Source organism: Bacillus sp. FDAARGOS_527 (assembly GCF_003812125.1).
Lineage (GTDB): Bacteria > Bacillota > Bacilli > Bacillales > Bacillaceae_G > Bacillus_A > Bacillus_A paranthracis.
Genome location: NZ_CP033795.1, coordinates 4,665,877 through 4,688,498 on the forward strand (window position 1 = coordinate 4,665,877; position 22,622 = coordinate 4,688,498).

Consider the following 22,622-nt stretch of genomic DNA (forward strand, 5'->3'; position numbering starts at 1 on the left):
ATGAGTCAAAATGTTACTATAAGCAAGGTTGCTCCTGAACGATGCTTTGGAGGATATTTATATGTCTTATCAAAAAGTGTCAAATGCTGAAAATGTAGTCGTTGGTCATAAACGTACATTGGAAGCAATCAAAAATGGTATAGTTAAAGAAGTTGTCATTGCAGAAGATGCTGATATGCGGTTAACCCATGTTATCATTCGCACTGCATTGCAACATAACATACCCATAACCAAAGTTGAATCAGTTCGTAAACTTGGAAAAGTTGCGGGGATTCAAGTGGGAGCTTCAGCAATAGGAATAATAAGTTAAAACTGTTTTTGTGAGGAGAGAGCATTTGCTCTCCCTTGCAAAAACTTTGTTTTCAACTAATAATGAACCACCTGGATATGTGGTCATACAAACATGCGAAGGGAGGATAATCAAATGCCTACTATTAACCAATTAGTGAGAAATGGTCGTACTGATAAAGTATGGAAATCTAAATCACCTGCGTTAAACAAAGGTTTTAACTCTTTAAAGAAAAAATCAACTGATATCTCTGCACCTCAAAAACGTGGTGTATGTACTCGTGTTGGTACAATGACTCCAAAGAAACCTAACTCAGCGTTACGTAAATATGCTCGTGTTCGTTTAACAAATGGTATTGAGGTAACAGCATACATCCCAGGTATCGGTCACAACTTACAAGAGCACAGCGTAGTATTAATTCGCGGTGGTCGTGTAAAAGACTTACCAGGGGTACGTTACCACATCGTTCGTGGTGCGCTTGATACAGCTGGTGTTGACAAGCGTATGCAAGGCCGTTCTAAATACGGTACTAAAAAGCCTAAAGCGGCTAAGAAATAATAACTTTTTAATGAAAGGAGGAACTCAATATGCCTCGTAAAGGACCTGTTGCAAAACGTGACGTGTTACCAGATCCAATGTACAATTCGAAGCTAGTAACACGCCTTATCAACAAAATGATGGTTGACGGTAAAAAAGGTAAATCTCAAACAATTCTTTATAATGCGTTCGATATCGTAAGCGAACGTACTGGTAAAGAGCCAATGGAAGTATTCGAGCAAGCTCTTAAGAACATTATGCCTGTTCTTGAAGTACGCGCTCGTCGTGTTGGTGGTGCTAACTACCAAGTTCCAGTTGAGGTTCGTCCAGAACGCCGTACAACTTTAGGTCTTCGTTGGTTAGTAAACTACGCTCGTCTTCGTGGTGAAAAAACTATGGAAGAGCGTCTTGCTAACGAAATCTTAGATGCAGCTAACAACGCTGGTGCATCTGTTAAGAAACGTGAAGACACTCATAAAATGGCAGAAGCTAACAAAGCATTTGCTCATTACCGTTGGTAGGATTCAACGTAAAATAAATGTAAGCATAAACCGCTTTATTTGTCGCTTATGGAAGTGTGGAGAGGGAGAATGCCTCTCCCTTTCGTTGGGCGCTCGTTTTACATAATGAGGGTACTGGACATACTGACATGTGTAACAATATAAAGTGGCTTTTTTGCTACTTAAAATAAAAAAATCCAATCCATATATGGAAGGAGCAAGACACCAAATGGCAAGAGAGTTCTCTTTAGAAAACACTCGTAATATTGGTATCATGGCTCACATCGATGCTGGTAAAACAACAGCTACTGAGCGTATTCTGTACTACACAGGACGTATTCACAAAATCGGTGAAACTCACGAAGGTGCATCTCAGATGGACTGGATGGAGCAAGAGCAAGAGCGTGGTATCACAATTACTTCTGCTGCAACTACAGCACAATGGAAAGGTCACCGTGTAAACATCATTGACACTCCAGGTCACGTAGATTTCACAGTAGAAGTAGAACGTTCTTTACGCGTACTTGATGGCGCAGTAGCAGTACTTGATGCACAATCTGGTGTAGAACCACAAACAGAAACTGTTTGGCGTCAGGCTACTACTTACGGCGTACCTCGTATCGTATTCGTTAACAAAATGGATAAAATCGGTGCAGATTTCTTATACTCTGTAGGAACAATCCACGATCGTTTACAAGCAAACGCACACCCAATTCAGTTACCAATCGGTGCTGAAGATGAGTTCAATGGTATCATTGACCTTGTTGAAGAATGTGCTTACATGTACGGTAACGATTTAGGAACAGACATTCAACGTGTTGAAATTCCTGAAGAGCATAAAGAACTAGCTGAAGAATACCGTGGAAAACTTATTGAAGCGGTAGCTGAGCTTGATGAAGAAATGATGATGAAGTACCTAGAAGGTGAAGAAATCACTGTAGAAGAGCTTAAAGCTGGTATCCGTAAGGCTACAACTTCTGTAGAATTCTTCCCAGTAATCTGTGGTTCTGCATTCAAAAACAAAGGTGTTCAAATTCTGTTAGACGCAGTTATCGACTACCTACCATCTCCATTAGATGTACCTGCAATCAAAGGTACTCTTCCGGATACAGATGAAGAAGTAGAACGTAAGTCTAGCGATGAAGAGCCTTTCTCAGCTCTAGCATTCAAAATCATGACTGACCCTTATGTTGGTAAGTTAACGTTCTTCCGTGTGTACTCTGGTGTGTTAAACTCTGGATCATACGTGAAAAACTCAACTAAAGGTAAGCGTGAGCGTGTAGGTCGTATCCTACAAATGCACGCTAACAGCCGTGAAGAGATCTCAACAGTTTACGCTGGTGATATCGCTGCTGCTGTAGGTTTAAAAGATACTACTACTGGTGATACTCTTTGTGACGAGAAGAGCCTTGTTATCCTTGAGTCTATGGAATTCCCAGAGCCAGTTATTTCTGTAGCTATCGAACCAAAATCAAAAGCTGACCAAGATAAAATGGGTACAGCATTATCTAAGCTTTCTGAAGAAGATCCAACATTCCGTGCTCACACTGACCAAGAAACTGGCCAAACAATCATCGCTGGTATGGGTGAACTTCACCTTGATATCATCGTTGACCGTATGCGCCGTGAGTTCAAAGTTGAAGCAAACGTTGGTGCTCCTCAGGTAGCATACCGTGAGACTTTCCGCTCTGCTGCGAAAGTTGAAGGTAAGTTCGCTCGTCAATCTGGTGGACGTGGACAATTCGGTCACGTTTGGATTGAGTTTGAACCTAATGAAGAAGGTAAAGGATTCGAATTCGAAAACAAGATCGTCGGTGGTGTTGTTCCACGTGAATACATCCCAGCTGTAGGCGCAGGTCTTGAAGATGCACTTAAAAATGGTGTACTTGCTGGATATCCAGTAGTAGACATTAAAGCTGCATTAGTTGACGGATCTTACCATGATGTCGATTCATCTGAGATGGCGTTCAAAATCGCTGCATCTATGGCACTTAAAGCTGCGGTTTCTAAATGTAACCCAGTAATTCTTGAGCCAATGATGAAAGTTGAAGTTGTAATTCCTGAAGAGTACATGGGTGACATTATGGGTGACGTAACATCTCGTCGTGGACGTGTAGAAGGTATGGAAGCTCGCGGTAACGCTCAAGTTGTTCGCGCTATGGTTCCACTTTCTGAAATGTTCGGTTATGCAACGTCATTACGTTCTAACACTCAAGGACGCGGAACATTCTCTATGGTGTTTGATCACTATGAAGAAGTACCAAAGTCTGTTTCTGAAGAAATTATCAAAAAAAATAAAGGTGAATAATTGATTTTTATCGATTCTTCACGTATAACTACTTATGTAAGCTTAGAAAGTGGGACGCAAGTTTCGCTTTCTAGCCTAAATATAAAATAACCTATATAAACTAAGGAGGAATTTAGAATGGCTAAAGCTAAATTCGAACGTTCTAAACCCCATGTTAACATCGGTACAATCGGCCACGTTGACCATGGTAAAACTACATTAACTGCTGCAATCACTACAGTACTTGCAAAAGCTGGTGGTGCTGAAGCACGCGGATACGATCAAATCGATGCTGCTCCAGAAGAAAGAGAGCGCGGTATCACAATCTCAACTGCACACGTTGAGTACGAAACTGAAACTCGTCACTATGCACACGTTGACTGCCCAGGTCACGCTGACTATGTTAAAAACATGATCACTGGTGCTGCTCAAATGGACGGCGGTATCTTAGTAGTATCTGCTGCTGATGGCCCAATGCCTCAAACTCGTGAGCACATCCTTCTTTCTCGTCAAGTAGGTGTACCTTACATCGTTGTATTCTTAAACAAATGCGACATGGTAGACGACGAAGAATTATTAGAATTAGTAGAAATGGAAGTTCGCGACCTATTATCTGAATACGGATTCCCAGGCGATGACATTCCTGTAATCAAAGGTTCTGCTCTTAAAGCTCTTCAAGGAGAAGCTGATTGGGAAGCAAAAATCATTGAATTAATGGCTGAAGTTGATGCTTACATCCCAACTCCAGAACGTGAAACTGACAAACCATTCTTAATGCCTGTAGAGGATGTATTCTCTATCACAGGTCGTGGTACAGTTGCTACTGGTCGTGTTGAGCGCGGTATCGTTAAAGTTGGTGACGTTGTAGAAATCATCGGTCTTGCTGAAGAAAATGCTTCTACAACTGTAACTGGTGTAGAAATGTTCCGTAAACTTCTTGACCAAGCTCAAGCTGGTGACAACATCGGTGCTTTACTTCGTGGGGTTGCTCGTGAAGACATCCAACGTGGACAAGTACTTGCAAAAAGCGGTTCTGTAAAAGCTCACGCTAAATTCAAAGCTGAAGTTTTCGTATTATCTAAAGAAGAAGGTGGACGTCACACTCCATTCTTCGCTAACTACCGTCCACAGTTCTACTTCCGTACAACTGACGTAACTGGTATCATCCAATTACCAGAAGGTACTGAAATGGTAATGCCTGGTGACAACGTAGAAATGACTATCGAACTTATCGCTCCAATCGCTATCGAAGAGGGAACTAAATTCTCTATTCGTGAAGGTGGACGTACAGTAGGTTACGGCGTAGTTGCTACTATCGTTGAGTAATCTTAACTGATATAAAAAACCCCGAGGGATTTTCCCTTGGGGTTTTTGTTTGCATTTATATAATGAACAAAATGATTGTTTCATGTTTTGACGAGTTTCTTCTATAATAATGTGAAATCATTAAAACTGAAATCCAGAAACTGTAAAATGAATTCTGCTAGATGAAAACTTGAAATTCTTTAAAGTGCCATGTATAATAGCAAAAGTAGAGAAAAGCAGATGCAAACAAAAAGATGCTTGCATCTAGACGAATAACATTGTATAATAGACAATGTTGGTCTTTGACTGCGATGAAGTGGAAGGTTGCTGACACACCCGGCCGCTTTGCCATGGCATGGTGTGAGGAAATTTCCATGGAGAAGGTCTATTTTAGAAATAGGCGAACGAAGGAGGGAAAATAATGGCAAAAGAAAAAATTCGTATCCGTTTAAAAGCTTACGATCACCGTATTCTTGATCAGTCAGCTGAGAAAATTGTAGAAACAGCTAAGCGTTCTGGGGCAACAGTTTCTGGTCCGATCCCATTACCAACTGAAAAAACTGTTTACACAATTCTTCGTGCTGTTCATAAGTACAAAGATTCTCGTGAGCAATTCGAAATGCGCACGCACAAACGTCTAATCGACATCGTGAGTCCTACTCCACAAACAGTAGATTCATTAATGCGTTTAGACTTACCATCTGGTGTAGATATCGAAATCAAACTATAATTTATATAACTTAAAAATGTAGGAGGTGTAACTCATGACCAAAGGAATCTTAGGAAGAAAGATCGGTATGACTCAAGTATTTGCTGAGAACGGTGAGTTAATCCCAGTAACAGTTATCGCTGCTAATCCAAACGTTGTTCTTCAAAAGAAAACAACTGAAACTGATGGCTACAACGCAATTCAGTTAGGATTTGAAGATAAGCGTGAAAAGTTAACTAACAAACCTGAACAAGGCCACACTGCTAAAGCATCTACAACTCCTAAGCGCTTCATTCGCGAAATCCGCGATGCAGACGTGGACGGATTAGAGGTTGGTCAAGAGGTAAAAGTTGACGTATTCGCTACAGGTGAAATCGTTGATGTAACAGGAATTTCTAAAGGTAAAGGTTTCCAAGGTGTTATCAAACGCCACGGACAATCTCGCGGACCTATGTCTCATGGTTCTCGCTATCACCGTCGTCCAGGTTCAATGGGCCCAGTTGCTCCGAACCGTGTATTCAAAGGCAAAAAACTTGCTGGACGTATGGGTGGAGACCAAGTTACTATCCAAAACTTAGAAATCGTTCAAGTTGACACTGAGCGCAACTTATTACTAGTAAAAGGTAACGTTCCAGGTGCTAAGAAATCTCTTGTAGTTGTTCAAGGCGCTGTGAAGGTTAGCAAATAATTCACAATAGGAAGGAGGAATTCCAATGCCAAAAGTTACTGTATATAACCAAACTGGTTCACAGGTTGGTGAAATCGAATTAGCTGAAGCTATTTTCGGTATCGAACCAAATGAAGCTGTACTTTTCGAAGCTGTAATGATGCAACGTGCATCTTTACGTCAAGGTACACACAAAGTAAAAACTCGCTCTGAAGTTCGCGGTGGTGGTCGTAAACCATGGCGTCAAAAAGGAACTGGACGTGCTCGTCAAGGGTCTATCCGCTCTCCTCAATGGCGTGGTGGTGGTACGGTATTCGGACCTACACCAAGAAGCTATGCGTACAAACTTCCTAAGAAAGTTCGTCGTTTAGCAATCAAATCTGCATTAGCTACTAAAGTAGTTGAGAACAACATTGTAGTTCTTGAAGACCTAGTGTTAAATGCACCAAAAACAAAAGATATGCTAGCAGTACTTAAAGGATTAACTGTTGAGAAGAAAGCTCTTATCGTAACTGCTGATGCAAACGAATCTGTAGAGTTATCTGCTCGCAATATCCCTGGAGTAACAGTAATCACTGCTGATGGCGTAAACGTTTTAGACGTGCTTCATCATGATAAGCTAATCATGACAAAAGCGGCAGTGGAAAAAGTAGAGGAGGTGCTTGCATAATGAGAGATCCTCGTGATATCATTAAGCGCCCAGTTATCACTGAACGTTCTATGGAAATGATGGCTGAAAAAAAATACACGTTCGATGTGGACGTTAAATCTAATAAAACAGAAGTTAAAGATGCTCTAGAAGCGATCTTTGGTGTTAAAGTAGAAAAAGTGAACATCATGAACTACAAGCCGAAAGCAAAACGCGTTGGTCGTCACGCTGGTTTTACTAGCCGTCGTCGTAAAGCAATCGTTAAGCTAACTGCTGACAGCAAAGAAATCGAAATCTTCCAAGGCGTTTAATTCTTACTAAAGAAGGAGGGAAATTGAGATGGGAATTAAAAAGTATAATCCAACTACTAACGGTCGTCGTAACATGACTACGAATGATTTCGCTGAAATCACGACTGACAGACCCGAAAAGTCTTTACTTGCTCCTTTAAGCAAAAAGGCTGGTCGTAATAACCAAGGTAAAATCACTGTACGTCATCAAGGTGGCGGACATAAGCGTCAATACCGTATCATCGACTTCAAACGTAACAAAGATGGAATTCCAGGACGCGTTGCTACGATCGAATACGATCCAAACCGCTCTGCGAATATCGCATTAATTAACTACGTTGACGGTGAAAAACGTTACATTCTTGCTCCTAAGAACTTAGAAGTAGGTATGGAAATTATGTCTGGCGCTGAAGCTGACATTAAAATCGGTAACGCATTACCATTAATCAACATTCCAGTAGGTACTGTTGTTCATAACATCGAGCTTAAACCAGGTCGTGGTGGACAATTAGTTCGTTCTGCTGGTACATCTGCACAAGTACTTGGTAAAGAAGGTAAATACGTTCTTGTACGTTTAACTTCTGGTGAAGTGCGTCTTGTATTATCTGCTTGCCGTGCAACTGTAGGTCAAGTTGGTAACGAGTCACACGAACTTATCAAGATCGGTAAAGCTGGTCGCTCTCGCTGGTTAGGTAAGCGCCCAACTGTTCGTGGTTCTGTAATGAACCCAGTTGATCACCCACACGGTGGTGGTGAAGGACGTTCACCAATCGGACGTAAGTCTCCAATGTCTCCATGGGGTAAACCAACTCTTGGATTCAAAACTCGTAAGAAAAACAAAGCGTCTGACAAATTCATCGTTCGTCGTCGTAAAAAATAATGGGATTGTAGTACGGTTCACTTTGAGAACCGTACGGCAATCACGAAGGGAGGCACCAAAATGGCTCGTAGCTTGAAAAAAGGACCATTTGTCGATGATCATTTAATGAGTAAAATTGCAAAGCTAAATGAAACTGAGCAAAAGCAAGTTGTTAAAACTTGGTCTCGTCGTTCAACGATCTTCCCTCAGTTCATCGGTCACACAATCGCTGTATATGACGGTCGTAAACATGTACCTGTATATGTTACTGAAGACATGGTAGGCCACAAGTTAGGTGAATTCGCACCAACTCGTACGTATAAAGGTCATGATGCTGACGATAAGAAAACTAGAAGATAATGAGAGGAGGCACTTCAATGCAAGCTAAAGCAGTAGCGAGAACAGTTCGTATTGCTCCTCGTAAAGTTCGTTTAGTTGTAGACTTAATCCGAGGTAAGCAAGTGGGTGAAGCGATTGCTATCCTTAACCACACACCAAAAACTGCTTCTCCAGTTGTAGAAAAAGTTTTAAAATCTGCAATCGCAAATGCAGAGCACAATTATGAAATGGACATTAACAACCTAGTTGTTGAGAAAGTTTTCGTTGACGAAGGTCCAACGTTAAAACGTTTCCGTCCACGTGCAATGGGTCGTGCAAGCCAAATTAACAAACGCACAAGCCACATCACAGTTGTGGTATCAGAAAAGAAGGAGGGATAATCGATGGGTCAAAAGGTTAATCCAATTGGTCTTCGTGTCGGCGTTATCCGTGACTGGGAATCTCGTTGGTTCGCTGAGAAAGATTACGCTACATTATTACATGAAGACATCAAAATCCGTGAGTACATTAATGTACGCTTAAAAGATTCTGCTGTTGCTAAAGTAGAAATCGAACGTGCAGCAAATCGTGTAAATGTTACAATTCACACTGCAAAACCTGGTATGGTAATTGGTAAAGGTGGTACTGAAGTTGAAGCACTTCGTAAAGCTCTTAACCAATTAACAGGCAAGCGTGTACACATCAACATTTTAGAAGTTAAGAGAGCTGATCTTAACGCTAAATTAGTAGGCGAAAACATCGCTCGTCAATTAGAAAACCGTGTATCATTCCGTCGTGCACAAAAGCAAGTTATTCAACGTGCTATGCGTGCAGGTGCTAAAGGTATTAAAACACAGGTTTCTGGTCGTCTTGGCGGAGCTGATATCGCTCGTGCAGAATCTTACAGTGAAGGAACTGTTCCACTTCATACACTTCGCGCTGATATTGACTATGCAGCAGTTGAAGCTGATACAACATACGGTAAATTAGGCGTAAAAGTATGGATCTACCGTGGAGAAGTCCTTCCTACAAAAAAGAAAGCTTCTGAGGAAGGAGGAAAATAATATGTTAATGCCAAAACGCGTAAAATATCGTAGAGAGCATCGTGGTAAAATGCGTGGTCGTGCTAAAGGTGGAACTGAAGTAGCTTTCGGTGAATTCGGTTTACAAGCACAAGCTGCTTCATGGATTACAAACCGTCAAATCGAAGCTGCTCGTCGTGCAATGACTCGTTACATGAAACGTGGCGGTAAAGTATGGATTAAAATTTTCCCTTCTAAACCTTACACTGCAAAACCTCTAGAAGTACGTATGGGTTCCGGTAAAGGGGCACCAGAAGGCTGGGTAGCAGTAGTAAAACCTGGGAAAATTATGTTCGAAATCGCGGGTGTATCTGAAGAGGTAGCACGCGAAGCATTACGTCTTGCAGCTCACAAGTTACCTGTGAAATGTAAATTCGTAAAACGTGAAGAAAATGGTGGTGAATCTAATGAAAACTAATGATATTCGTGAATTAACCACTGCCGAAATCGAAACAAAAGTTAAAGCTTTAAAGGAAGAGTTGTTTAATCTTCGCTTCCAACTTGCTACAGGACAATTAGAGAATCCAACTCGCATTCGTGAAGTGCGTAAGGCAATTGCTCGTATGAAAACTGTAGTTCGTGAAAGAGAGATCGGAATTAATCGATAAATTGAGGGGAGGTTTGCATAGTGAGCGAACGTAACCAACGCAAAGTTTATACTGGTCGTGTAGTGTCTGACAAAATGGACAAAACGATTACAGTTTTAGTTGAAACTTACAAAACTCATTCCTTGTACGGAAAACGTGTTAAGTATTCTAAGAAGTACAAAGCCCATGATGAGCAAAACCAAGCGAAACTTGGCGATATCGTAAAAATCATGGAAACTCGCCCGCTTTCTGCTACTAAGCGTTTCCGTTTAGTTGAAATCGTTGAAGAAGCGGTTATTATCTAAATAGACGAATCGGAATTTTTAGTCCGAAGGGAGGTTTCATAACATGATCCAACAAGAATCTCGTTTGAAAGTTGCTGACAACTCTGGTGCACGTGAACTTTTAACAATTAAAGTATTAGGCGGCTCTGGTCGTAAATATGCTAACATTGGTGACATTATCGTTGCTACGGTAAAACAAGCAACACCAGGTGGCGTTGTTAAAAAAGGTGACGTTGTTAAAGCAGTAGTAGTACGTACGAAGAGCGGTGCTCGTCGTCCGGATGGTTCTTACATCAAATTTGATGAAAACGCAGCGGTTATCATTAAAGACGATAAGAGCCCACGTGGTACTCGTATCTTCGGACCAGTAGCTCGTGAATTACGTGATAGCAACTTCATGAAGATCGTTTCTTTAGCTCCAGAAGTTCTATAATTTAAGGTATTGCCTTGCTAAGGAGGTGCAGAATTAAGATGCATGTAAAAAAAGGTGATAAAGTACAGGTAATCACTGGTAAAGACAAAGGAAAACAAGGCGTTATCCTTGTGGCTTTCCCAAAGCAAAACCGTGTTATCGTTGAGGGTGTTAACATCGTTAAGAAGCACTCTAAGCCATCTCAATTAAATCCACAAGGTGGAATTATTACTAAAGAGGCACCTATTCACGTTTCTAACGTTATGATTTTAGATCCGAAAACAGGTGAACCTACTCGCGTAGGCTTCAAGGTAGAAGATGGTAAAAAAGTTCGTATTGCAAAAAAATCTGGTGAATTATTAGATAAATAATTTTCTTAAGAAAGGAGGTCACTTCATTGAATCGCCTTAAAGAGAAGTTCCAAAAGGAAATTACTCCTGCTCTAATGAGCAAGTTTAACTATAAATCTGTAATGCAGGTACCAAAAATCGAAAAGATCGTAATCAACACTGGTGTTGGTGACGCGGTATCTAACTCAAAAGCTTTAGACAACGCAGTAGAAGAATTAACACAAATCGCAGGTCAAAAACCTGTTGTAACTCGTGCTAAAAAATCAATCGCTGGTTTCCGTCTTCGTGAAGGTATGCCAATCGGTGCGAAAGTAACTTTACGCGGCGAGCAAATGTATGAGTTCTTCGATAAATTAGTATCAGTTTCTTTACCACGTGTACGTGATTTCCGTGGTGTTTCTAAGAAATCATTCGATGGTCGTGGAAACTATACATTAGGTGTTAAAGAGCAACTTATTTTCCCTGAGATTGATTATGATAAAGTAAGCAAAGTCCGCGGTATGGACATCGTAATCGTTACTACAGCGAACACTGATGAAGAAGCTCGTGAACTTTTAACACAATTCGGTATGCCATTCCAAAAATAATGGAAGCCAACGCTAAGTAGAGGAGGCGAAAACGTGGCTAAAAAATCTATGATTGCGAAACAAAAGCGTACTCCTAAGTTTAAAGTACAAGAGTATACACGTTGCGAACGCTGCGGTCGTCCGCATTCTGTATACCGCAAATTTAAACTTTGCCGTATTTGTTTCCGTGAACTTGCATATAAAGGTCAAATTCCTGGTGTTAAAAAAGCTAGTTGGTAAAACCCACAAATGGGAAGGAGGTAAAACACATGGTGATGACAGATCCAATTGCAGACATGCTTACTCGCATCCGTAATGCGAACATGGTACGTCATGAGAAATTAGAGGTTCCTGCTTCTAAAATCAAAAAAGAGATCGCTGAACTTTTAAAACGTGAAGGTTTCATTCGTGATGTAGAATACATCGAGGATAACAAACAAGGTATCCTTCGTATTTTCCTGAAATATGGTGCAAACAACGAACGTGTAATCACTGGATTAAAACGTATCAGTAAACCTGGCTTACGCGTTTACGCTAAAGCTGACGAAGTACCACGTGTACTTAACGGATTAGGTATCGCTCTTGTTTCTACATCTAAGGGAGTAATGACAGACAAAGACGCTCGTCAATTACAAACTGGTGGAGAAGTAGTAGCATACGTTTGGTAATATATATTTAAAACGAACGGAGGTGTGACCACATGTCTCGTATTGGTAAAAAGATTCTTGAAATCCCTGCAGGTGTTACTATTACAGTTGCAGAAGACAATACTGTAACAGTAAAAGGCCCTAAAGGTGAATTAACTCGTACTTTCAATGCTGATATGCTTATCAAAATTGAAGAGAATACATTAACAGTTGAGCGTCCATCTGAACAGAAGGAACACCGTGCATTACACGGTACAACTCGTGCTTTAATCGGAAACATGGTTGAAGGTGTAACTGAAGGTTTCGCACGCGGACTTGAATTAGTCGGTGTTGGTTACCGTGCTCAAAAACAAGGTGATAAACTTGTATTAAGCGTAGGTTATTCTCATCCAGTAGAAATGACTCCGGAAGCAGGTCTTGAAGTTGAAGTACCTGCACCAACTAAGATCGTAATCAAAGGTATCGACAAGCAACGTGTTGGCGAATTCGCTGCTAACATCCGCGCTGTACGTGCTCCTGAGCCTTACAAAGGTAAAGGTATTCGTTACGAAGGCGAAGTTGTTCGTCGTAAAGAAGGTAAAACTGCTAAGTAAACCCGTTAGGTGAGAGAAAGGAGTGACAAGAATGATCACTAAAGCTGATAAAAATGCGACTCGTAAGAAAAGACATGCGCGTGTACGTGCTAAACTTACTGGTACTGCAGAACGTCCACGTTTAAACGTGTTCCGTTCTAACCAACATATTTACGCTCAAGTTATTGATGATGTAAATGGTGTAACGTTAGTAAGTGCATCTACTCTTGATAAAGACCTTGCTCTTAACGGTACTAGCAATATTGAAGCTGCTACGAAAGTTGGAGAATCAGTTGCTAAGCGTGCTGTAGAGAAAGGCGTTAAAGAAGTAGTATTTGATCGCGGTGGTTACTTATACCATGGCCGTGTTAAAGCTCTAGCTGAAGCTGCTCGTGAGGCTGGATTACAATTTTAATGGTCAAAGGAGGGAAAATTGATGCATCGCATTGACCCAAGTAAATTAGAACTTGAAGAACGTGTAGTTACGATAAATCGTGTCGCGAAAGTTGTTAAGGGTGGTCGTCGTTTCCGCTTTGCTGCACTAGTTGTAGTTGGCGATAAAAACGGTCATGTTGGATTCGGTACTGGTAAAGCACAAGAGGTACCAGACGCAATCCGCAAAGCTATCGAAGACGCTAAGAAAAACTTAATCGCTGTACCATTAGTTGGTACAACAATTCCACACACAATCAACGGTCATTTTGGAGCTGGTGAAGTATTCTTAAAGCCTGCTGCTGAGGGTACTGGTGTTATTGCTGGTGGACCTGTTCGTGCGGTCCTTGAATTAGCAGGTGTACAAGATATTCTTTCGAAATCTCTTGGTTCTAACACACCAATCAACATGATTCGCGCTACTGTGAACGGATTAAGCGAACTTAAGCGCGCTGAAGATGTTGCAAAATTACGCGGTAAATCTGTAGAAGAGCTACTAGGTTAAGGAGGGAAAACAAATGGCGAAAAAGTTAGAAATTACCCTCACTCGTAGTGTAATTGGTCGTCCACAAGATCAACGTGCGACGGTAGAAGCTTTAGGTCTTAAAAAGTTGAATTCAACTGTAGTTAAGGAAGAAACTCCTGCTATTCTTGGTATGATCAACAAAGTTTCTCACCTTGTAACTGTAAAAGAAGCTTAAGGATAACTCATTAATATAAGGAGGTGCCTGGGAATGAAACTTCATGAATTAAAACCTGCAGAAGGTTCTCGTAAAGTACGTAACCGTGTCGGTCGTGGTATCGGTTCTGGTAACGGTAAAACTGCTGGTAAAGGTCATAAAGGACAAAACGCACGTTCTGGCGGCGGTGTTCGTCTTGGCTTCGAAGGTGGTCAAACTCCATTATTCCGTCGTTTACCAAAACGCGGCTTCACAAACATTAACCGTAAAGAGTTTGCTATTGTAAACTTATCAACGTTAAATCGTTTTGAAGATGGTACAGAAGTAACACCTGAATTATTGCTGGAAACTGGCGTTATCAGCAAATTAAACGACGGTGTTAAAATTCTTGCAAGCGGCGCAGTAGAGAAAAAACTAACTGTTAAAGCGCACAAGTTCTCTTCAAGTGCTAAAGAAGCAATTGAAGCAGCTGGCGGATCAGTTGAGGTGATCTAATGTTTCGTACAATCTCCAACTTTATGCGCGTTGCTGAGATAAGACGTAAAATATTATTCACTTTAGCGATGTTAATCGTATTCAGGATTGGCACGTTTATCCCCGTGCCATTTACAAATGGAGACGTACTGAAGGCACAAGATCAATTAAATGCTTTAGGTATTCTAAATACATTTGGCGGTGGAGCCTTGAAAAACTTCTCCATCTTTGCGATGGGAATCATGCCGTATATTACAGCATCCATCATCGTGCAATTATTGCAGATGGATGTTGTTCCTAAATTTTCGGAATGGGCGAAGCAAGGTGAAATGGGCCGTCGTAAATTAACGCAATTCACGCGTTATTTTACAATTGTTCTTGCGTTTATTCAGGGGTTTGGTATGTCAATCGGTTTTAACGGTATGGTAGGTGGACAATTAATTTTGAATCCTGGTTGGAGCACTTATTTATACATTGCTACGGTACTGACTGCTGGTACTGCATTTTTAATGTGGTTAGGTGAACAGATTACAGCTAAAGGTGTAGGTAATGGTATTTCCATCCTAATCTTTGGTGGTATTGCCGCAGCGATCCCAAGTGTTATATCTCAAGTGTATCAGCAACAGTTTCAAAATATCGGAGATCAATTGTTCATGAGTATCGTTAAAGTTGCATTGATTTTACTAGCTGTGTTAGCAGTTATTGTGGGTGTTATTTTCATTCAACAGGCTGTTAGAAAGATCCCAATTCAATATGCGAAGCGTGTAACAGGAGGAAATGGTGGTTATGCTGGAGCACAAAACACACATTTACCGCTTAAGGTAAATAGTGCTGGTGTTATTCCAGTAATTTTTGCTGTTTCATTCTTAATTACTCCTCCGACTATTGCGCAGTTCTTCCCGAAACATGATGTATCGCAGTGGATTATTGCAAACTTTAACTATTCTCACCCAGTGGGAATGATCATATATGTTGCGCTCATTGTAGCCTTCACATATTTCTATGCGTTTGTTCAGGTTAATCCAGAGCAAATGTCAGAGAATCTAAACAAACAAGGTGGATATGTTCCAGGTATTCGTCCGGGTAAGAATACAGAACAATATCTAACAAAAATCTTGTATCGTTTGACCTTTGTAGGATCAATTTTCCTAGCAGCGATTGCAATCTTACCAGTTATCTTTACGAAGCTGGGAAATCTTCCTCCATCTGCACAGATCGGTGGAACGAGTATGTTAATCGTTGTCGGCGTTGCTTTAGAAACAATGAAGCAACTAGAAAGCCAACTGGTAAAACGCCATTACAAAGGGTTTATCAAGCAGTGAGTAAGTGGGAAGTATTGTCTTCCCTACATGCTCATGTACTCTGAGGGGGAACAAGGATGAACTTAATTTTAATGGGGCTTCCTGGTGCTGGTAAAGGTACACAAGCCGAACAGATTGTTGCCAAGTATAACATCCCTCACATCTCAACAGGAGATATGTTCCGTGCAGCTATGAAGGCTGAAACTGAAATGGGTTTACAAGCAAAATCCTTTATTGATAAAGGTGCACTTGTTCCAGATGAAGTTACAATCGGAATCGTTCGTGAACGTTTAAGTCAAGAAGACTGCGTAAGAGGCTTCTTATTAGACGGTTTCCCACGAACTGTTGCACAAGCATCAGCTCTTGAAGAGATTATGAAAGATCTTGGCAAAAAAATCGACTATGTTTTAAACATTAATGTGGATTCAGGATTGTTATTAAAACGCCTTACAGGCCGTCGCATTTGTAAAGAGTGCGGTGCGACTTACCACTTAGAATTCAATCCGCCAGCAAAAGCTGACGTGTGCGATAAATGTGGTGGCGAGTTATATCAACGCTCTGATGACAATGAAGAAACTGTAGCAAATCGCTTAGATGTAAATATTAAGCAAACTAAACCTTTGCTTGATTTCTACGAGGAGCTTGGTTACTTACAAAGCATTAATGGTGAGCAAGATATCAATAAAGTATTTGCTGATATCGATGTTCTCATCGGAGGCTTAGCGTAATGATAATCTGCAAAACTCCTCGCGAGATAGAAATCATGCGAGAAGCGGGCAGGATCGTTGCTTTGACTCATCAAGAGTTAAAACAGCACATTACTCCAGGAATTACAACGAAAGAGCTCGATCAAATAGCGGAAAAGACGATTCAAAAATATGGTGCTACGCCATCTTTTAAAGGATACAACGGATTTCCGGGGAGCATATGTGCTTCTGTAAATGAAGAGCTTGTACACGGAATTCCAGGGAAGCGCAAGCTCAAAGAGGGCGATATCATCAGTATCGATATTGGTGCGAAATACAATGGGTACCATGGAGATTCTGCATGGACGTATCCAGTTGGAAACATTTCTGAATCTGTTCAAAAGCTACTTGATGTCACAGAAAAATCGTTGTATCTTGGTCTAGAACAAGTAAAACCAGGCGAGAGATTATCAAATATCTCACATGCGGTTCAAACCCATGCTGAAGAGAATGGATTCTCGATCGTTAGGGAGTATGTTGGTCACGGAATCGGGCAAGACTTACATGAGGACCCTCAAATCCCGCACTATGGTCCACCAAATAGAGGCCCTAGATTAAAGCCGGGAATGGTCATCTGTGTTGAGCCGATGGTGAATCAAGGAAGACGATATGTAAAAACACTATCTGATGACTGGACAGTGGTAACGGTAGATGGTAAATGGTGTGCCCATTTTGAGCACACGATTGCTCTTACAGAAGCAGGATACGAAATCCTTACCACTTTATAAGTAGCTGGCTCTCCGGGATTTCAGAGCAGTGTAAAATGTTACTGATTTGAAGAAGGGAGAACTATTGAATGGCTAAAGATGATGTAATTGAAGTCGAAGGTACCGTTCTTGAAACGTTGCCAAATGCTATGTTCAAAGTAGAATTAGAGAATGGGCATGTCGTATTGGCTCACGTTTCTGGTAAAATCCGTATGAACTTCATTCGTATTTTACCAGGAGACAAAGTTACGGTAGAATTATCTCCGTACGATTTAAATCGTGGTCGTATTACGTACCGTTTTAAATAATATAGCACTCCGTAATCTTTAAGGAGGTTCGAGACATGAAAGTAAGACCGTCAGTTAAACCAATCTGCGAAAAATGTAAAGTTATTCGTAGACGTGGAAAAGTAATGGTTATTTGTGAAAACCCTAAACATAAACAAAAACAAGGTTAATCAGAAGGAGGTGCATTCGGAATGGCACGTATCGCAGGTGTAGATATTCCTCGTGACAAACGCGTTGTTATTTCTTTAACTTACGTATTCGGCATTGGTCGCACAACTGCTGAAAAAATTCTTGCTGAAGCTGGTGTTTCTGAAGAAACACGAGTTCGTGATTTAACGGAAGACGAATTAGGACGTATCCGTGATATCATCGATCGTATTAAAGTTGAGGGAGACCTTCGTCGTGAAGTATCTCTTAACATCAAACGTCTAATGGAGATCGGTTCTTACCGTGGTCTTCGTCACCGTCGTGGTTTACCAGTTCGTGGTCAAAACTCTAAAAACAATGCTCGTACACGTAAAGGTCCACGTCGTACAGTAGCAAATAAAAAGAAATAATAAGTAAAGGAGGTTGAACTAACAATGGCACGTAAAACAAACACTCGTAAAAAACGTGTGAAAAAGAATATTGAAGCTGGTGTAGCTCATATTCGTTCTACTTTCAACAACACAATCGTAACACTTACAGATACTCACGGTAACGCGCTTTCTTGGTCTAGTGCTGGTGCACTTGGTTTCCGTGGATCTCGTAAATCTACTCCATTCGCTGCGCAAATGGCTGCTGAAACTGCTGCTAAAGCTGCAATGGAGCACGGTTTAAAAACTTTAGAGGTTACTGTTAAAGGTCCTGGTGCTGGTCGTGAAGCTGCAATTCGTGCTCTTCAAGCTGCAGGTCTAGAAGTAACAGCAATTAGAGATGTTACTCCAGTTCCTCATAATGGATGTCGTCCACCAAAACGTCGTCGTGTGTAATTTTTCTGTATAGAATTTTCCCTTTTGTCTATAATGGATATGATGCATTATCGAGAAATTTCGTACAGAAACATCGCTTGTTGTGCACAATCGGGAACTGCCTAAGGGGGACTTTCGGTTAGACAGGGGTTATACCTTTGTTTAACCGGGGTTTCGACGTTTTGAAGGAGGGTTTAGTTAATGATTGAAATCGAAAAGCCGAAAATCGAAACGGTTGAACTTAACGAAGATGCTAAATATGGTAAATTCGTAATTGAACCGCTTGAGCGTGGATATGGTACTACGTTGGGTAACTCCTTACGTCGTATTCTTTTATCTTCACTCCCTGGTGCCGCTGTTACTGCTATCCAAATCGATGGCGTATTACATGAATTTTCAACAGTTGAGGGCGTAGTAGAAGACGTTACAACGATCATCTTAAACTTGAAAAAGTTAGCTCTTAAAATCTACTCTGAAGAAGAGAAGACGTTGGAAATTGATGTGCAGGGCGAAGGTATTGTCACAGCTGCTGATATTACTCACGATAGTGATGTAGAAATCTTAAATCCAGATTTACACATTGCAACGTTAGCAAAAGATGCGCATTTCCGCGTGCGTTTAACTGCAAAGCGTGGCCGTGGGTATACGCCAGCTGATGCAAATAAAAGCGAAGATCAACCAATAGGAGTAATTCCTATTGATTCTATTTATACTCCAGTATCACGTGTGACTTACCAAGTGGAAAAGACACGTGTCGGACAAGTGGCTAATTATGATAAGCTTACGCTTGATGTATGGACGGATGGAAGCATCGGGCCAAAAGAAGCTATCTCTTTAGGTGCCAAAATCTTAACTGAGCATTTAAATATCTTTGTTGGTTTAACTGATGAAGCACAAAATGCTGAGATTATGGTCGAGAAGGAAGAAGATCAAAAAGAGAAAGTTCTTGAGATGACTATCGAAGAACTAGACCTTTCTGTTCGTTCTTATAATTGCCTAAAACGTGCAGGAATTAATACTGTACAAGAGCTTGCGAACAAAACAGAAGAAGATATGATGAAAGTTCGTAACTTAGGACGTAAATCCTTAGAAGAAGTTAAACATAAACTTGAGGAATTAGGTTTAGGTTTACGTAAAGACGACTGAGGATTTAAACCCATCAACAAAGGAGGGAACTACGAATGGCATACAGAAAATTAGGCCGTACAAGTGCGCAACGTAAAGCTATGTTACGTGACTTAGCTACTGATTTAATTATCAACGAGCGCATCCAAACGACAGAAACTCGTGCAAAAGAACTTCGTTCTGTAGTGGAAAAAATGATCACTTTAGGTAAACGCGGAGATCTTCATGCTCGTCGTCAAGCAGCAGCTTTCATTCGCAATGAAGTAGCTAACGCTGAGACTGGTCAAGATGCACTTCAAAAACTATTCGCTGATGTAGCTCCACGCTATGCTGAGCGCCAAGGCGGATACACTCGTATTGCAAAAATTGGTCCACGTCGCGGAGACGCAGCACCAATGGTAATTATCGAGTTAGTATAATGATAATTAAAAGGGCAGGACAGTTCTTTTCAAGAAACTGGTCATGGCCCTTTTTTTTAAATATAAAAATAGGCTTACTTGGCGAAGGAAAGGGTGCCTTGTATTGAAAAAAGAGAAACTTCGGACAGAAAATATATCATTTCAATATCCTGGTGCAGCCACTTATGCATTAAAAGATGTTTCATTCTCCTTATATGAAGGAGAATGGGTATCTGTTATTGGACAAAACGGTTCTGGGAAGTCTACACTTGCAAAATTATTGAATGGTTTGTTTTTGCCGGAAGCAGGGACAATTACAGTAAATGATACAATGGTTTTGTCAGAGGAAACGGTATGGGATGTTCGAAAACAAATTGGGATGGTATTTCAAAATCCAGATAATCAATTTGTTGGAACGACAGTGCAAGATGACGTTGTCTTTGGTTTAGAGAATATCGGAATGCCAAGAGAGCAAATGGTAGAAAGATTAGATCAGGCCTTACGACTAGTCCGTATGGAAGATTTTCTTAATGATGAGCCACATTCGTTATCTGGTGGGCAAAAGCAGCGAGTAGCAATAGCAGGCGTTTTAGCACTTCAGCCGTCTATTTTGATATTAGATGAAGCAACGTCAATGCTAGACCCTCAAGGGAGACGTGAAGTGGTAGAAACGGTTAGACAACTTGTTAATGAAAAAGGTATTACCGTGTTATCAATTACGCACGATTTAGAAGAAGCGGCACAGTCAGACCGTGTCATTATTTTAAATAAGGGAGAGATATTAGAGGAAGGGACTCCAGAACAAATTTTCAAGTCCTCTCATATGCTCCAAGAAATTGGATTAGATGTACCATTTTCAGTGAAAATAGCAGAATTATTAAAAAGAAATGAAATTCTCTTGCAAAATACGCATCTTACAATGGAAAGCTTGGTGAACGAACTTTGGAGATTACATTCCAAAAAGTAGAACATCGTTATCAATATAAAACTCCATTTGAAAGACGCGCACTTTATGATGTAGACGTGTCGTTTCCAAGTGGGGGCTATTATGCCATTATCGGTCATACTGGTTCAGGTAAGTCGACGATGATTCAACATTTAAATGGTTTATTGCAGCCGACAAATGGCACAGTTCAAATCGGTGAACATTTCATTTCGGCAGGAAAGAAAGAAAAAAAGCTAAAGCCACTACGTAAAAAGGTAGGGGTTGTCTTTCAATTCCCAGAACATCAGTTATTTGAAGAGACTGTGGAGAAAGATATTTGTTTCGGACCTACTAATTTTGGGGTATCGGAAGAAGAAGCGAAGCAAAAGGCAAGAGAAGCAATTGAACTTGTAGGGTTAGAACCAGAACTGTTAACGCGTTCACCATTTGAGTTAAGTGGTGGGCAAATGAGGCGTGTTGCGATAGCGGGCGTATTAGCGATGGAACCCGAAGTGCTTGTATTAGATGAACCTACAGCAGGACTAGACCCAAAAGGGCAAAATGAACTTATGGAGATGTTTTATAAGCTACATAAGGAGAAAGGCCTTACAGTTATCCTTGTAACGCATAATATGGAGGATGCTGCTAAATATGCCGAGCAGATTGTAGTCATGCATAAAGGAACGGTCTTTTTGCAAGGAAGTGCAGAGGAAGTATTTTCACATGCTGATGAACTAGAGAAAATTGGTGTGGATCTTCCTATGTCTTTAAAGTATAAACGTGCAATTGAAGAGAAGTTTGGCATTTCAATCCCAAAGGCTACCTTATCTTTAGAGGATCTTACTCATGAAGTTGTGCAGGTGTTACGAAAAGGTGGTCATGAATCATGCAGCAGTTGATTATTGGAAGATATATTCCAGGGAATTCTCTTATTCATCAACTTGATCCACGTACGAAGCTGCTGATTGTCTTTTTATATGTATTTGTTGTTTTCTTAGCAAATAATGCGATTTCATATGGATTTTTATTTTTATATGCACTCATTGCTTTATTTTTTGCAAAAGTGCCGATTCGTTATGTACTTTCGGGCTTAAAACCAATTCTATGGATTTTTCTTTTTACATTTTTCCTGCATATTTTAACAAATAAAGAAGGGGAAGTACTATTCCAGCTTGGTTGGTTTTCGATACATGAAAAAGGATTAGAGCAAGGAATATACATTTCTATACGATTCTTCGTTATTATTTTAATGACGACATTATTAACGTTAACGACGACACCCATTGAGATTACAGATGGTTTGGAGACGTTATTAAAGCCATTGAAGCGTATAAAAGTTCCTGTTCATGAAATCGCATTAATGATGTCAATTTCTCTTCGTTTTATCCCGACATTAATGGATGAAACGAGTAAAATAATGAAGGCACAATCGTCACGTGGTATTGATTTTGCAGGGGGACCGATAAAAGATAGGATGAAAGCTATCATTTCACTACTCGTTCCTCTATTTATCAGTGCTTTTAAGCGTGCAGAAGACTTAGCAATTGCTATGGAAGCCCGTGGATATCAAAGTGGCGAAGGACGTACTAAATTTAGGCAACTACGCTGGAAAACAAGCGATACTGTAACGATTATAAGCTTACTTTGTTTAGCTTGTATTTTGGCATGGGTGCGATCGTAATGGAGA

At 40.6% G+C, this 22,622-nt stretch carries 38 protein-coding genes; all 38 read left to right on the plus strand.

Annotated elements, in window-relative coordinates; translation table 11 throughout:
- The first annotated feature begins 61 nt into the window (after nucleotides 1-61).
- The 38 genes from EGX95_RS26945 (at nucleotide 62) to EGX95_RS27135 (ending at nucleotide 22,616) form a co-directional block, all read left to right on the plus strand.
- Nucleotides 62-310, plus strand: coding sequence for a 50S ribosomal protein L7ae-like protein (locus EGX95_RS26945; RefSeq protein WP_000121830.1), 249 nt, complete (start codon nucleotides 62-64; stop codon nucleotides 308-310).
- 114 nt (nucleotides 311-424) lie between these two features.
- Nucleotides 425-847, plus strand: coding sequence for a 30S ribosomal protein S12 (gene rpsL, locus EGX95_RS26950; RefSeq protein ID WP_001142340.1), 423 nt, complete (start codon nucleotides 425-427; stop codon nucleotides 845-847).
- A 29-nt stretch (nucleotides 848-876) separates the two neighbouring features.
- Nucleotides 877-1,347, plus strand: a complete 471-nt coding sequence (rpsG, locus tag EGX95_RS26955) for a 30S ribosomal protein S7 (protein WP_001137493.1) — start codon at nucleotides 877-879, stop codon at nucleotides 1,345-1,347.
- A 208-nt stretch (nucleotides 1,348-1,555) separates the two neighbouring features.
- Nucleotides 1,556-3,634 carry an elongation factor G gene (fusA, locus tag EGX95_RS26960; protein WP_000090373.1) on the plus strand — a complete coding sequence of 693 codons (2,079 nt, stop codon included), beginning with the start codon at nucleotides 1,556-1,558 and terminating at the stop codon, nucleotides 3,632-3,634.
- 117 nt (nucleotides 3,635-3,751) lie between these two features.
- Nucleotides 3,752-4,939, plus strand: coding sequence for an elongation factor Tu (gene tuf, locus EGX95_RS26965; RefSeq protein WP_001029615.1), 1,188 nt, complete (start codon nucleotides 3,752-3,754; stop codon nucleotides 4,937-4,939).
- 400 nt (nucleotides 4,940-5,339) lie between these two features.
- Nucleotides 5,340-5,648, plus strand: a complete 309-nt coding sequence (rpsJ, locus tag EGX95_RS26975; protein WP_001040596.1) for a 30S ribosomal protein S10 — start codon at nucleotides 5,340-5,342, stop codon at nucleotides 5,646-5,648.
- Nucleotides 5,649-5,682: 34 nt separating this feature from the next.
- Complete coding sequence (gene rplC / locus EGX95_RS26980; protein WP_000160207.1) at nucleotides 5,683-6,315, plus strand: 50S ribosomal protein L3; 633 nt, start codon at nucleotides 5,683-5,685, stop codon at nucleotides 6,313-6,315.
- 25 nt (nucleotides 6,316-6,340) lie between these two features.
- Nucleotides 6,341-6,964, plus strand: coding sequence for a 50S ribosomal protein L4 (rplD, locus tag EGX95_RS26985; protein ID WP_001127258.1), 624 nt, complete (start codon nucleotides 6,341-6,343; stop codon nucleotides 6,962-6,964).
- Nucleotides 6,964-7,254 (plus strand): 50S ribosomal protein L23, encoded by a 291-nt coding sequence (gene rplW, locus EGX95_RS26990; protein ID WP_001205558.1) that lies wholly within the window; start codon nucleotides 6,964-6,966, stop codon nucleotides 7,252-7,254. The genes rplD and rplW overlap by 1 nt, the downstream gene beginning before the upstream one ends.
- Nucleotides 7,255-7,282: 28 nt before the next feature.
- Nucleotides 7,283-8,113 carry a 50S ribosomal protein L2 gene (gene rplB, locus EGX95_RS26995; RefSeq protein ID WP_000511580.1) on the plus strand — a complete coding sequence of 277 codons (831 nt, stop codon included), beginning with the start codon at nucleotides 7,283-7,285 and terminating at the stop codon, nucleotides 8,111-8,113.
- 60 nt (nucleotides 8,114-8,173) lie between these two features.
- A complete protein-coding gene (gene rpsS / locus EGX95_RS27000; RefSeq protein WP_000124453.1) occupies nucleotides 8,174-8,452 on the plus strand; it encodes a 30S ribosomal protein S19 in 279 nt (92 codons plus the stop codon).
- 17 nt (nucleotides 8,453-8,469) lie between these two features.
- Nucleotides 8,470-8,811: a 50S ribosomal protein L22 gene (gene rplV / locus EGX95_RS27005; RefSeq protein WP_001148024.1), complete on the plus strand. Its 342-nt coding sequence runs from the start codon at nucleotides 8,470-8,472 to the stop codon at nucleotides 8,809-8,811.
- A gap of 3 nt (nucleotides 8,812-8,814) precedes the next feature.
- Nucleotides 8,815-9,474, plus strand: a complete 660-nt coding sequence (rpsC, locus tag EGX95_RS27010; RefSeq protein ID WP_000529956.1) for a 30S ribosomal protein S3 — start codon at nucleotides 8,815-8,817, stop codon at nucleotides 9,472-9,474.
- A gap of 1 nt (nucleotide 9,475) precedes the next feature.
- Nucleotides 9,476-9,910 (plus strand): 50S ribosomal protein L16, encoded by a 435-nt coding sequence (rplP, locus tag EGX95_RS27015; RefSeq protein WP_000928971.1) that lies wholly within the window; start codon nucleotides 9,476-9,478, stop codon nucleotides 9,908-9,910.
- The gene (gene rpmC, locus EGX95_RS27020) at nucleotides 9,900-10,100 is read left to right on the plus strand and encodes a 50S ribosomal protein L29 (protein ID WP_000855718.1); all 201 of its coding nucleotides are present in this window, start codon (nucleotides 9,900-9,902) and stop codon (nucleotides 10,098-10,100) included. The genes rplP and rpmC overlap by 11 nt, the downstream gene beginning before the upstream one ends.
- A 20-nt stretch (nucleotides 10,101-10,120) precedes the next feature.
- Complete coding sequence (rpsQ, locus tag EGX95_RS27025; RefSeq protein WP_000004106.1) at nucleotides 10,121-10,384, plus strand: 30S ribosomal protein S17; 264 nt, start codon at nucleotides 10,121-10,123, stop codon at nucleotides 10,382-10,384.
- A gap of 43 nt (nucleotides 10,385-10,427) precedes the next feature.
- Nucleotides 10,428-10,796: a 50S ribosomal protein L14 gene (gene rplN, locus EGX95_RS27030; protein WP_000615912.1), complete on the plus strand. Its 369-nt coding sequence runs from the start codon at nucleotides 10,428-10,430 to the stop codon at nucleotides 10,794-10,796.
- A 38-nt stretch (nucleotides 10,797-10,834) separates the two neighbouring features.
- Nucleotides 10,835-11,146 (plus strand): 50S ribosomal protein L24, encoded by a 312-nt coding sequence (rplX, locus tag EGX95_RS27035; protein ID WP_000558200.1) that lies wholly within the window; start codon nucleotides 10,835-10,837, stop codon nucleotides 11,144-11,146.
- Between the two features lie 26 nt (nucleotides 11,147-11,172).
- The gene (gene rplE / locus EGX95_RS27040; RefSeq protein ID WP_001080827.1) at nucleotides 11,173-11,712 is read left to right on the plus strand and encodes a 50S ribosomal protein L5; all 540 of its coding nucleotides are present in this window, start codon (nucleotides 11,173-11,175) and stop codon (nucleotides 11,710-11,712) included.
- A 33-nt stretch (nucleotides 11,713-11,745) separates the two neighbouring features.
- A complete protein-coding gene (gene rpsN, locus EGX95_RS27045) occupies nucleotides 11,746-11,931 on the plus strand; it encodes a 30S ribosomal protein S14 (RefSeq protein ID WP_001085700.1) in 186 nt (61 codons plus the stop codon).
- 29 nt (nucleotides 11,932-11,960) lie between these two features.
- On the plus strand, nucleotides 11,961-12,359 hold the full coding sequence (rpsH, locus tag EGX95_RS27050) for a 30S ribosomal protein S8 (protein WP_000245511.1): 399 nt from the start codon (nucleotides 11,961-11,963) through the stop codon (nucleotides 12,357-12,359).
- 32 nt (nucleotides 12,360-12,391) lie between these two features.
- Nucleotides 12,392-12,931 carry a 50S ribosomal protein L6 gene (gene rplF / locus EGX95_RS27055; protein ID WP_000086558.1) on the plus strand — a complete coding sequence of 180 codons (540 nt, stop codon included), beginning with the start codon at nucleotides 12,392-12,394 and terminating at the stop codon, nucleotides 12,929-12,931.
- Nucleotides 12,932-12,962: 31 nt separating this feature from the next.
- Nucleotides 12,963-13,325 carry a 50S ribosomal protein L18 gene (gene rplR, locus EGX95_RS27060; protein WP_000628816.1) on the plus strand — a complete coding sequence of 121 codons (363 nt, stop codon included), beginning with the start codon at nucleotides 12,963-12,965 and terminating at the stop codon, nucleotides 13,323-13,325.
- Nucleotides 13,326-13,346: 21 nt separating this feature from the next.
- Nucleotides 13,347-13,847 (plus strand): 30S ribosomal protein S5, encoded by a 501-nt coding sequence (gene rpsE / locus EGX95_RS27065; RefSeq protein ID WP_000554646.1) that lies wholly within the window; start codon nucleotides 13,347-13,349, stop codon nucleotides 13,845-13,847.
- A 13-nt stretch (nucleotides 13,848-13,860) separates the two neighbouring features.
- Entirely contained in the window at nucleotides 13,861-14,043 is a 183-nt protein-coding gene (gene rpmD / locus EGX95_RS27070) for a 50S ribosomal protein L30 (RefSeq protein WP_001085234.1), read from the plus strand.
- Between the two features lie 33 nt (nucleotides 14,044-14,076).
- Nucleotides 14,077-14,517, plus strand: a complete 441-nt coding sequence (rplO, locus tag EGX95_RS27075; RefSeq protein WP_000766080.1) for a 50S ribosomal protein L15 — start codon at nucleotides 14,077-14,079, stop codon at nucleotides 14,515-14,517.
- Nucleotides 14,517-15,818 carry a preprotein translocase subunit SecY gene (gene secY, locus EGX95_RS27080; RefSeq protein WP_000490114.1) on the plus strand — a complete coding sequence of 434 codons (1,302 nt, stop codon included), beginning with the start codon at nucleotides 14,517-14,519 and terminating at the stop codon, nucleotides 15,816-15,818. The genes rplO and secY overlap by 1 nt, the downstream gene beginning before the upstream one ends.
- A 56-nt stretch (nucleotides 15,819-15,874) precedes the next feature.
- Nucleotides 15,875-16,525, plus strand: coding sequence for an adenylate kinase (locus EGX95_RS27085; protein ID WP_001048996.1), 651 nt, complete (start codon nucleotides 15,875-15,877; stop codon nucleotides 16,523-16,525).
- Complete coding sequence (gene map / locus EGX95_RS27090; RefSeq protein ID WP_000582539.1) at nucleotides 16,525-17,271, plus strand: type I methionyl aminopeptidase; 747 nt, start codon at nucleotides 16,525-16,527, stop codon at nucleotides 17,269-17,271. The genes EGX95_RS27085 and map overlap by 1 nt, the downstream gene beginning before the upstream one ends.
- A 68-nt stretch (nucleotides 17,272-17,339) precedes the next feature.
- A complete protein-coding gene (infA, locus tag EGX95_RS27095) occupies nucleotides 17,340-17,558 on the plus strand; it encodes a translation initiation factor IF-1 (RefSeq protein WP_001029884.1) in 219 nt (72 codons plus the stop codon).
- A gap of 35 nt (nucleotides 17,559-17,593) precedes the next feature.
- Complete coding sequence (gene rpmJ / locus EGX95_RS27100; protein ID WP_000868344.1) at nucleotides 17,594-17,707, plus strand: 50S ribosomal protein L36; 114 nt, start codon at nucleotides 17,594-17,596, stop codon at nucleotides 17,705-17,707.
- Nucleotides 17,708-17,728: 21 nt separating this feature from the next.
- Nucleotides 17,729-18,094 carry a 30S ribosomal protein S13 gene (gene rpsM / locus EGX95_RS27105; protein ID WP_000090789.1) on the plus strand — a complete coding sequence of 122 codons (366 nt, stop codon included), beginning with the start codon at nucleotides 17,729-17,731 and terminating at the stop codon, nucleotides 18,092-18,094.
- A 24-nt stretch (nucleotides 18,095-18,118) separates the two neighbouring features.
- Complete coding sequence (rpsK, locus tag EGX95_RS27110) at nucleotides 18,119-18,508, plus strand: 30S ribosomal protein S11 (RefSeq protein ID WP_000101799.1); 390 nt, start codon at nucleotides 18,119-18,121, stop codon at nucleotides 18,506-18,508.
- 180 nt (nucleotides 18,509-18,688) lie between these two features.
- Nucleotides 18,689-19,633, plus strand: coding sequence for a DNA-directed RNA polymerase subunit alpha (locus tag EGX95_RS27115; protein ID WP_000569643.1), 945 nt, complete (start codon nucleotides 18,689-18,691; stop codon nucleotides 19,631-19,633).
- A gap of 35 nt (nucleotides 19,634-19,668) precedes the next feature.
- Nucleotides 19,669-20,031 (plus strand): 50S ribosomal protein L17, encoded by a 363-nt coding sequence (rplQ, locus tag EGX95_RS27120; RefSeq protein WP_000331490.1) that lies wholly within the window; start codon nucleotides 19,669-19,671, stop codon nucleotides 20,029-20,031.
- Nucleotides 20,032-20,134: 103 nt separating this feature from the next.
- Nucleotides 20,135-20,977, plus strand: coding sequence for an energy-coupling factor ABC transporter ATP-binding protein (locus EGX95_RS27125; RefSeq protein ID WP_000711783.1), 843 nt, complete (start codon nucleotides 20,135-20,137; stop codon nucleotides 20,975-20,977).
- Nucleotides 20,953-21,834: an energy-coupling factor ABC transporter ATP-binding protein gene (locus EGX95_RS27130; protein ID WP_000406517.1), complete on the plus strand. Its 882-nt coding sequence runs from the start codon at nucleotides 20,953-20,955 to the stop codon at nucleotides 21,832-21,834. The genes EGX95_RS27125 and EGX95_RS27130 overlap by 25 nt, the downstream gene beginning before the upstream one ends.
- Nucleotides 21,822-22,616 (plus strand): energy-coupling factor transporter transmembrane component T family protein, encoded by a 795-nt coding sequence (locus EGX95_RS27135; protein WP_001186536.1) that lies wholly within the window; start codon nucleotides 21,822-21,824, stop codon nucleotides 22,614-22,616. The genes EGX95_RS27130 and EGX95_RS27135 overlap by 13 nt, the downstream gene beginning before the upstream one ends.
- Nucleotides 22,617-22,622 lie beyond the last annotated feature (6 nt).

Coding starts and splice junctions, on each gene's coding strand:
- EGX95_RS26945 (WP_000121830.1), top strand. CDS start 62: ATGTCTTATCAAAAAGTGTCAAATGCTGAAAATGTAGTCGTTGGTCAT.
- rpsL (WP_001142340.1), top strand. CDS start 425: ATGCCTACTATTAACCAATTAGTGAGAAATGGTCGTACTGATAAAGTA.
- rpsG (WP_001137493.1), top strand. CDS start 877: ATGCCTCGTAAAGGACCTGTTGCAAAACGTGACGTGTTACCAGATCCA.
- fusA (WP_000090373.1), top strand. CDS start 1,556: ATGGCAAGAGAGTTCTCTTTAGAAAACACTCGTAATATTGGTATCATG.
- tuf (WP_001029615.1), top strand. CDS start 3,752: ATGGCTAAAGCTAAATTCGAACGTTCTAAACCCCATGTTAACATCGGT.
- rpsJ (WP_001040596.1), top strand. CDS start 5,340: ATGGCAAAAGAAAAAATTCGTATCCGTTTAAAAGCTTACGATCACCGT.
- rplC (WP_000160207.1), top strand. CDS start 5,683: ATGACCAAAGGAATCTTAGGAAGAAAGATCGGTATGACTCAAGTATTT.
- rplD (WP_001127258.1), top strand. CDS start 6,341: ATGCCAAAAGTTACTGTATATAACCAAACTGGTTCACAGGTTGGTGAA.
- rplW (WP_001205558.1), top strand. CDS start 6,964: ATGAGAGATCCTCGTGATATCATTAAGCGCCCAGTTATCACTGAACGT.
- rplB (WP_000511580.1), top strand. CDS start 7,283: ATGGGAATTAAAAAGTATAATCCAACTACTAACGGTCGTCGTAACATG.
- rpsS (WP_000124453.1), top strand. CDS start 8,174: ATGGCTCGTAGCTTGAAAAAAGGACCATTTGTCGATGATCATTTAATG.
- rplV (WP_001148024.1), top strand. CDS start 8,470: ATGCAAGCTAAAGCAGTAGCGAGAACAGTTCGTATTGCTCCTCGTAAA.
- rpsC (WP_000529956.1), top strand. CDS start 8,815: ATGGGTCAAAAGGTTAATCCAATTGGTCTTCGTGTCGGCGTTATCCGT.
- rplP (WP_000928971.1), top strand. CDS start 9,476: ATGTTAATGCCAAAACGCGTAAAATATCGTAGAGAGCATCGTGGTAAA.
- rpmC (WP_000855718.1), top strand. CDS start 9,900: ATGAAAACTAATGATATTCGTGAATTAACCACTGCCGAAATCGAAACA.
- rplN (WP_000615912.1), top strand. CDS start 10,428: ATGATCCAACAAGAATCTCGTTTGAAAGTTGCTGACAACTCTGGTGCA.
- rplX (WP_000558200.1), top strand. CDS start 10,835: ATGCATGTAAAAAAAGGTGATAAAGTACAGGTAATCACTGGTAAAGAC.
- rpsH (WP_000245511.1), top strand. CDS start 11,961: ATGGTGATGACAGATCCAATTGCAGACATGCTTACTCGCATCCGTAAT.
- rplF (WP_000086558.1), top strand. CDS start 12,392: ATGTCTCGTATTGGTAAAAAGATTCTTGAAATCCCTGCAGGTGTTACT.
- rplR (WP_000628816.1), top strand. CDS start 12,963: ATGATCACTAAAGCTGATAAAAATGCGACTCGTAAGAAAAGACATGCG.
- rpsE (WP_000554646.1), top strand. CDS start 13,347: ATGCATCGCATTGACCCAAGTAAATTAGAACTTGAAGAACGTGTAGTT.
- rpmD (WP_001085234.1), top strand. CDS start 13,861: ATGGCGAAAAAGTTAGAAATTACCCTCACTCGTAGTGTAATTGGTCGT.
- rplO (WP_000766080.1), top strand. CDS start 14,077: ATGAAACTTCATGAATTAAAACCTGCAGAAGGTTCTCGTAAAGTACGT.
- secY (WP_000490114.1), top strand. CDS start 14,517: ATGTTTCGTACAATCTCCAACTTTATGCGCGTTGCTGAGATAAGACGT.
- EGX95_RS27085 (WP_001048996.1), top strand. CDS start 15,875: ATGAACTTAATTTTAATGGGGCTTCCTGGTGCTGGTAAAGGTACACAA.
- map (WP_000582539.1), top strand. CDS start 16,525: ATGATAATCTGCAAAACTCCTCGCGAGATAGAAATCATGCGAGAAGCG.
- infA (WP_001029884.1), top strand. CDS start 17,340: ATGGCTAAAGATGATGTAATTGAAGTCGAAGGTACCGTTCTTGAAACG.
- rpmJ (WP_000868344.1), top strand. CDS start 17,594: ATGAAAGTAAGACCGTCAGTTAAACCAATCTGCGAAAAATGTAAAGTT.
- rpsM (WP_000090789.1), top strand. CDS start 17,729: ATGGCACGTATCGCAGGTGTAGATATTCCTCGTGACAAACGCGTTGTT.
- rpsK (WP_000101799.1), top strand. CDS start 18,119: ATGGCACGTAAAACAAACACTCGTAAAAAACGTGTGAAAAAGAATATT.
- EGX95_RS27115 (WP_000569643.1), top strand. CDS start 18,689: ATGATTGAAATCGAAAAGCCGAAAATCGAAACGGTTGAACTTAACGAA.
- rplQ (WP_000331490.1), top strand. CDS start 19,669: ATGGCATACAGAAAATTAGGCCGTACAAGTGCGCAACGTAAAGCTATG.
- EGX95_RS27135 (WP_001186536.1), top strand. CDS start 21,822: ATGCAGCAGTTGATTATTGGAAGATATATTCCAGGGAATTCTCTTATT.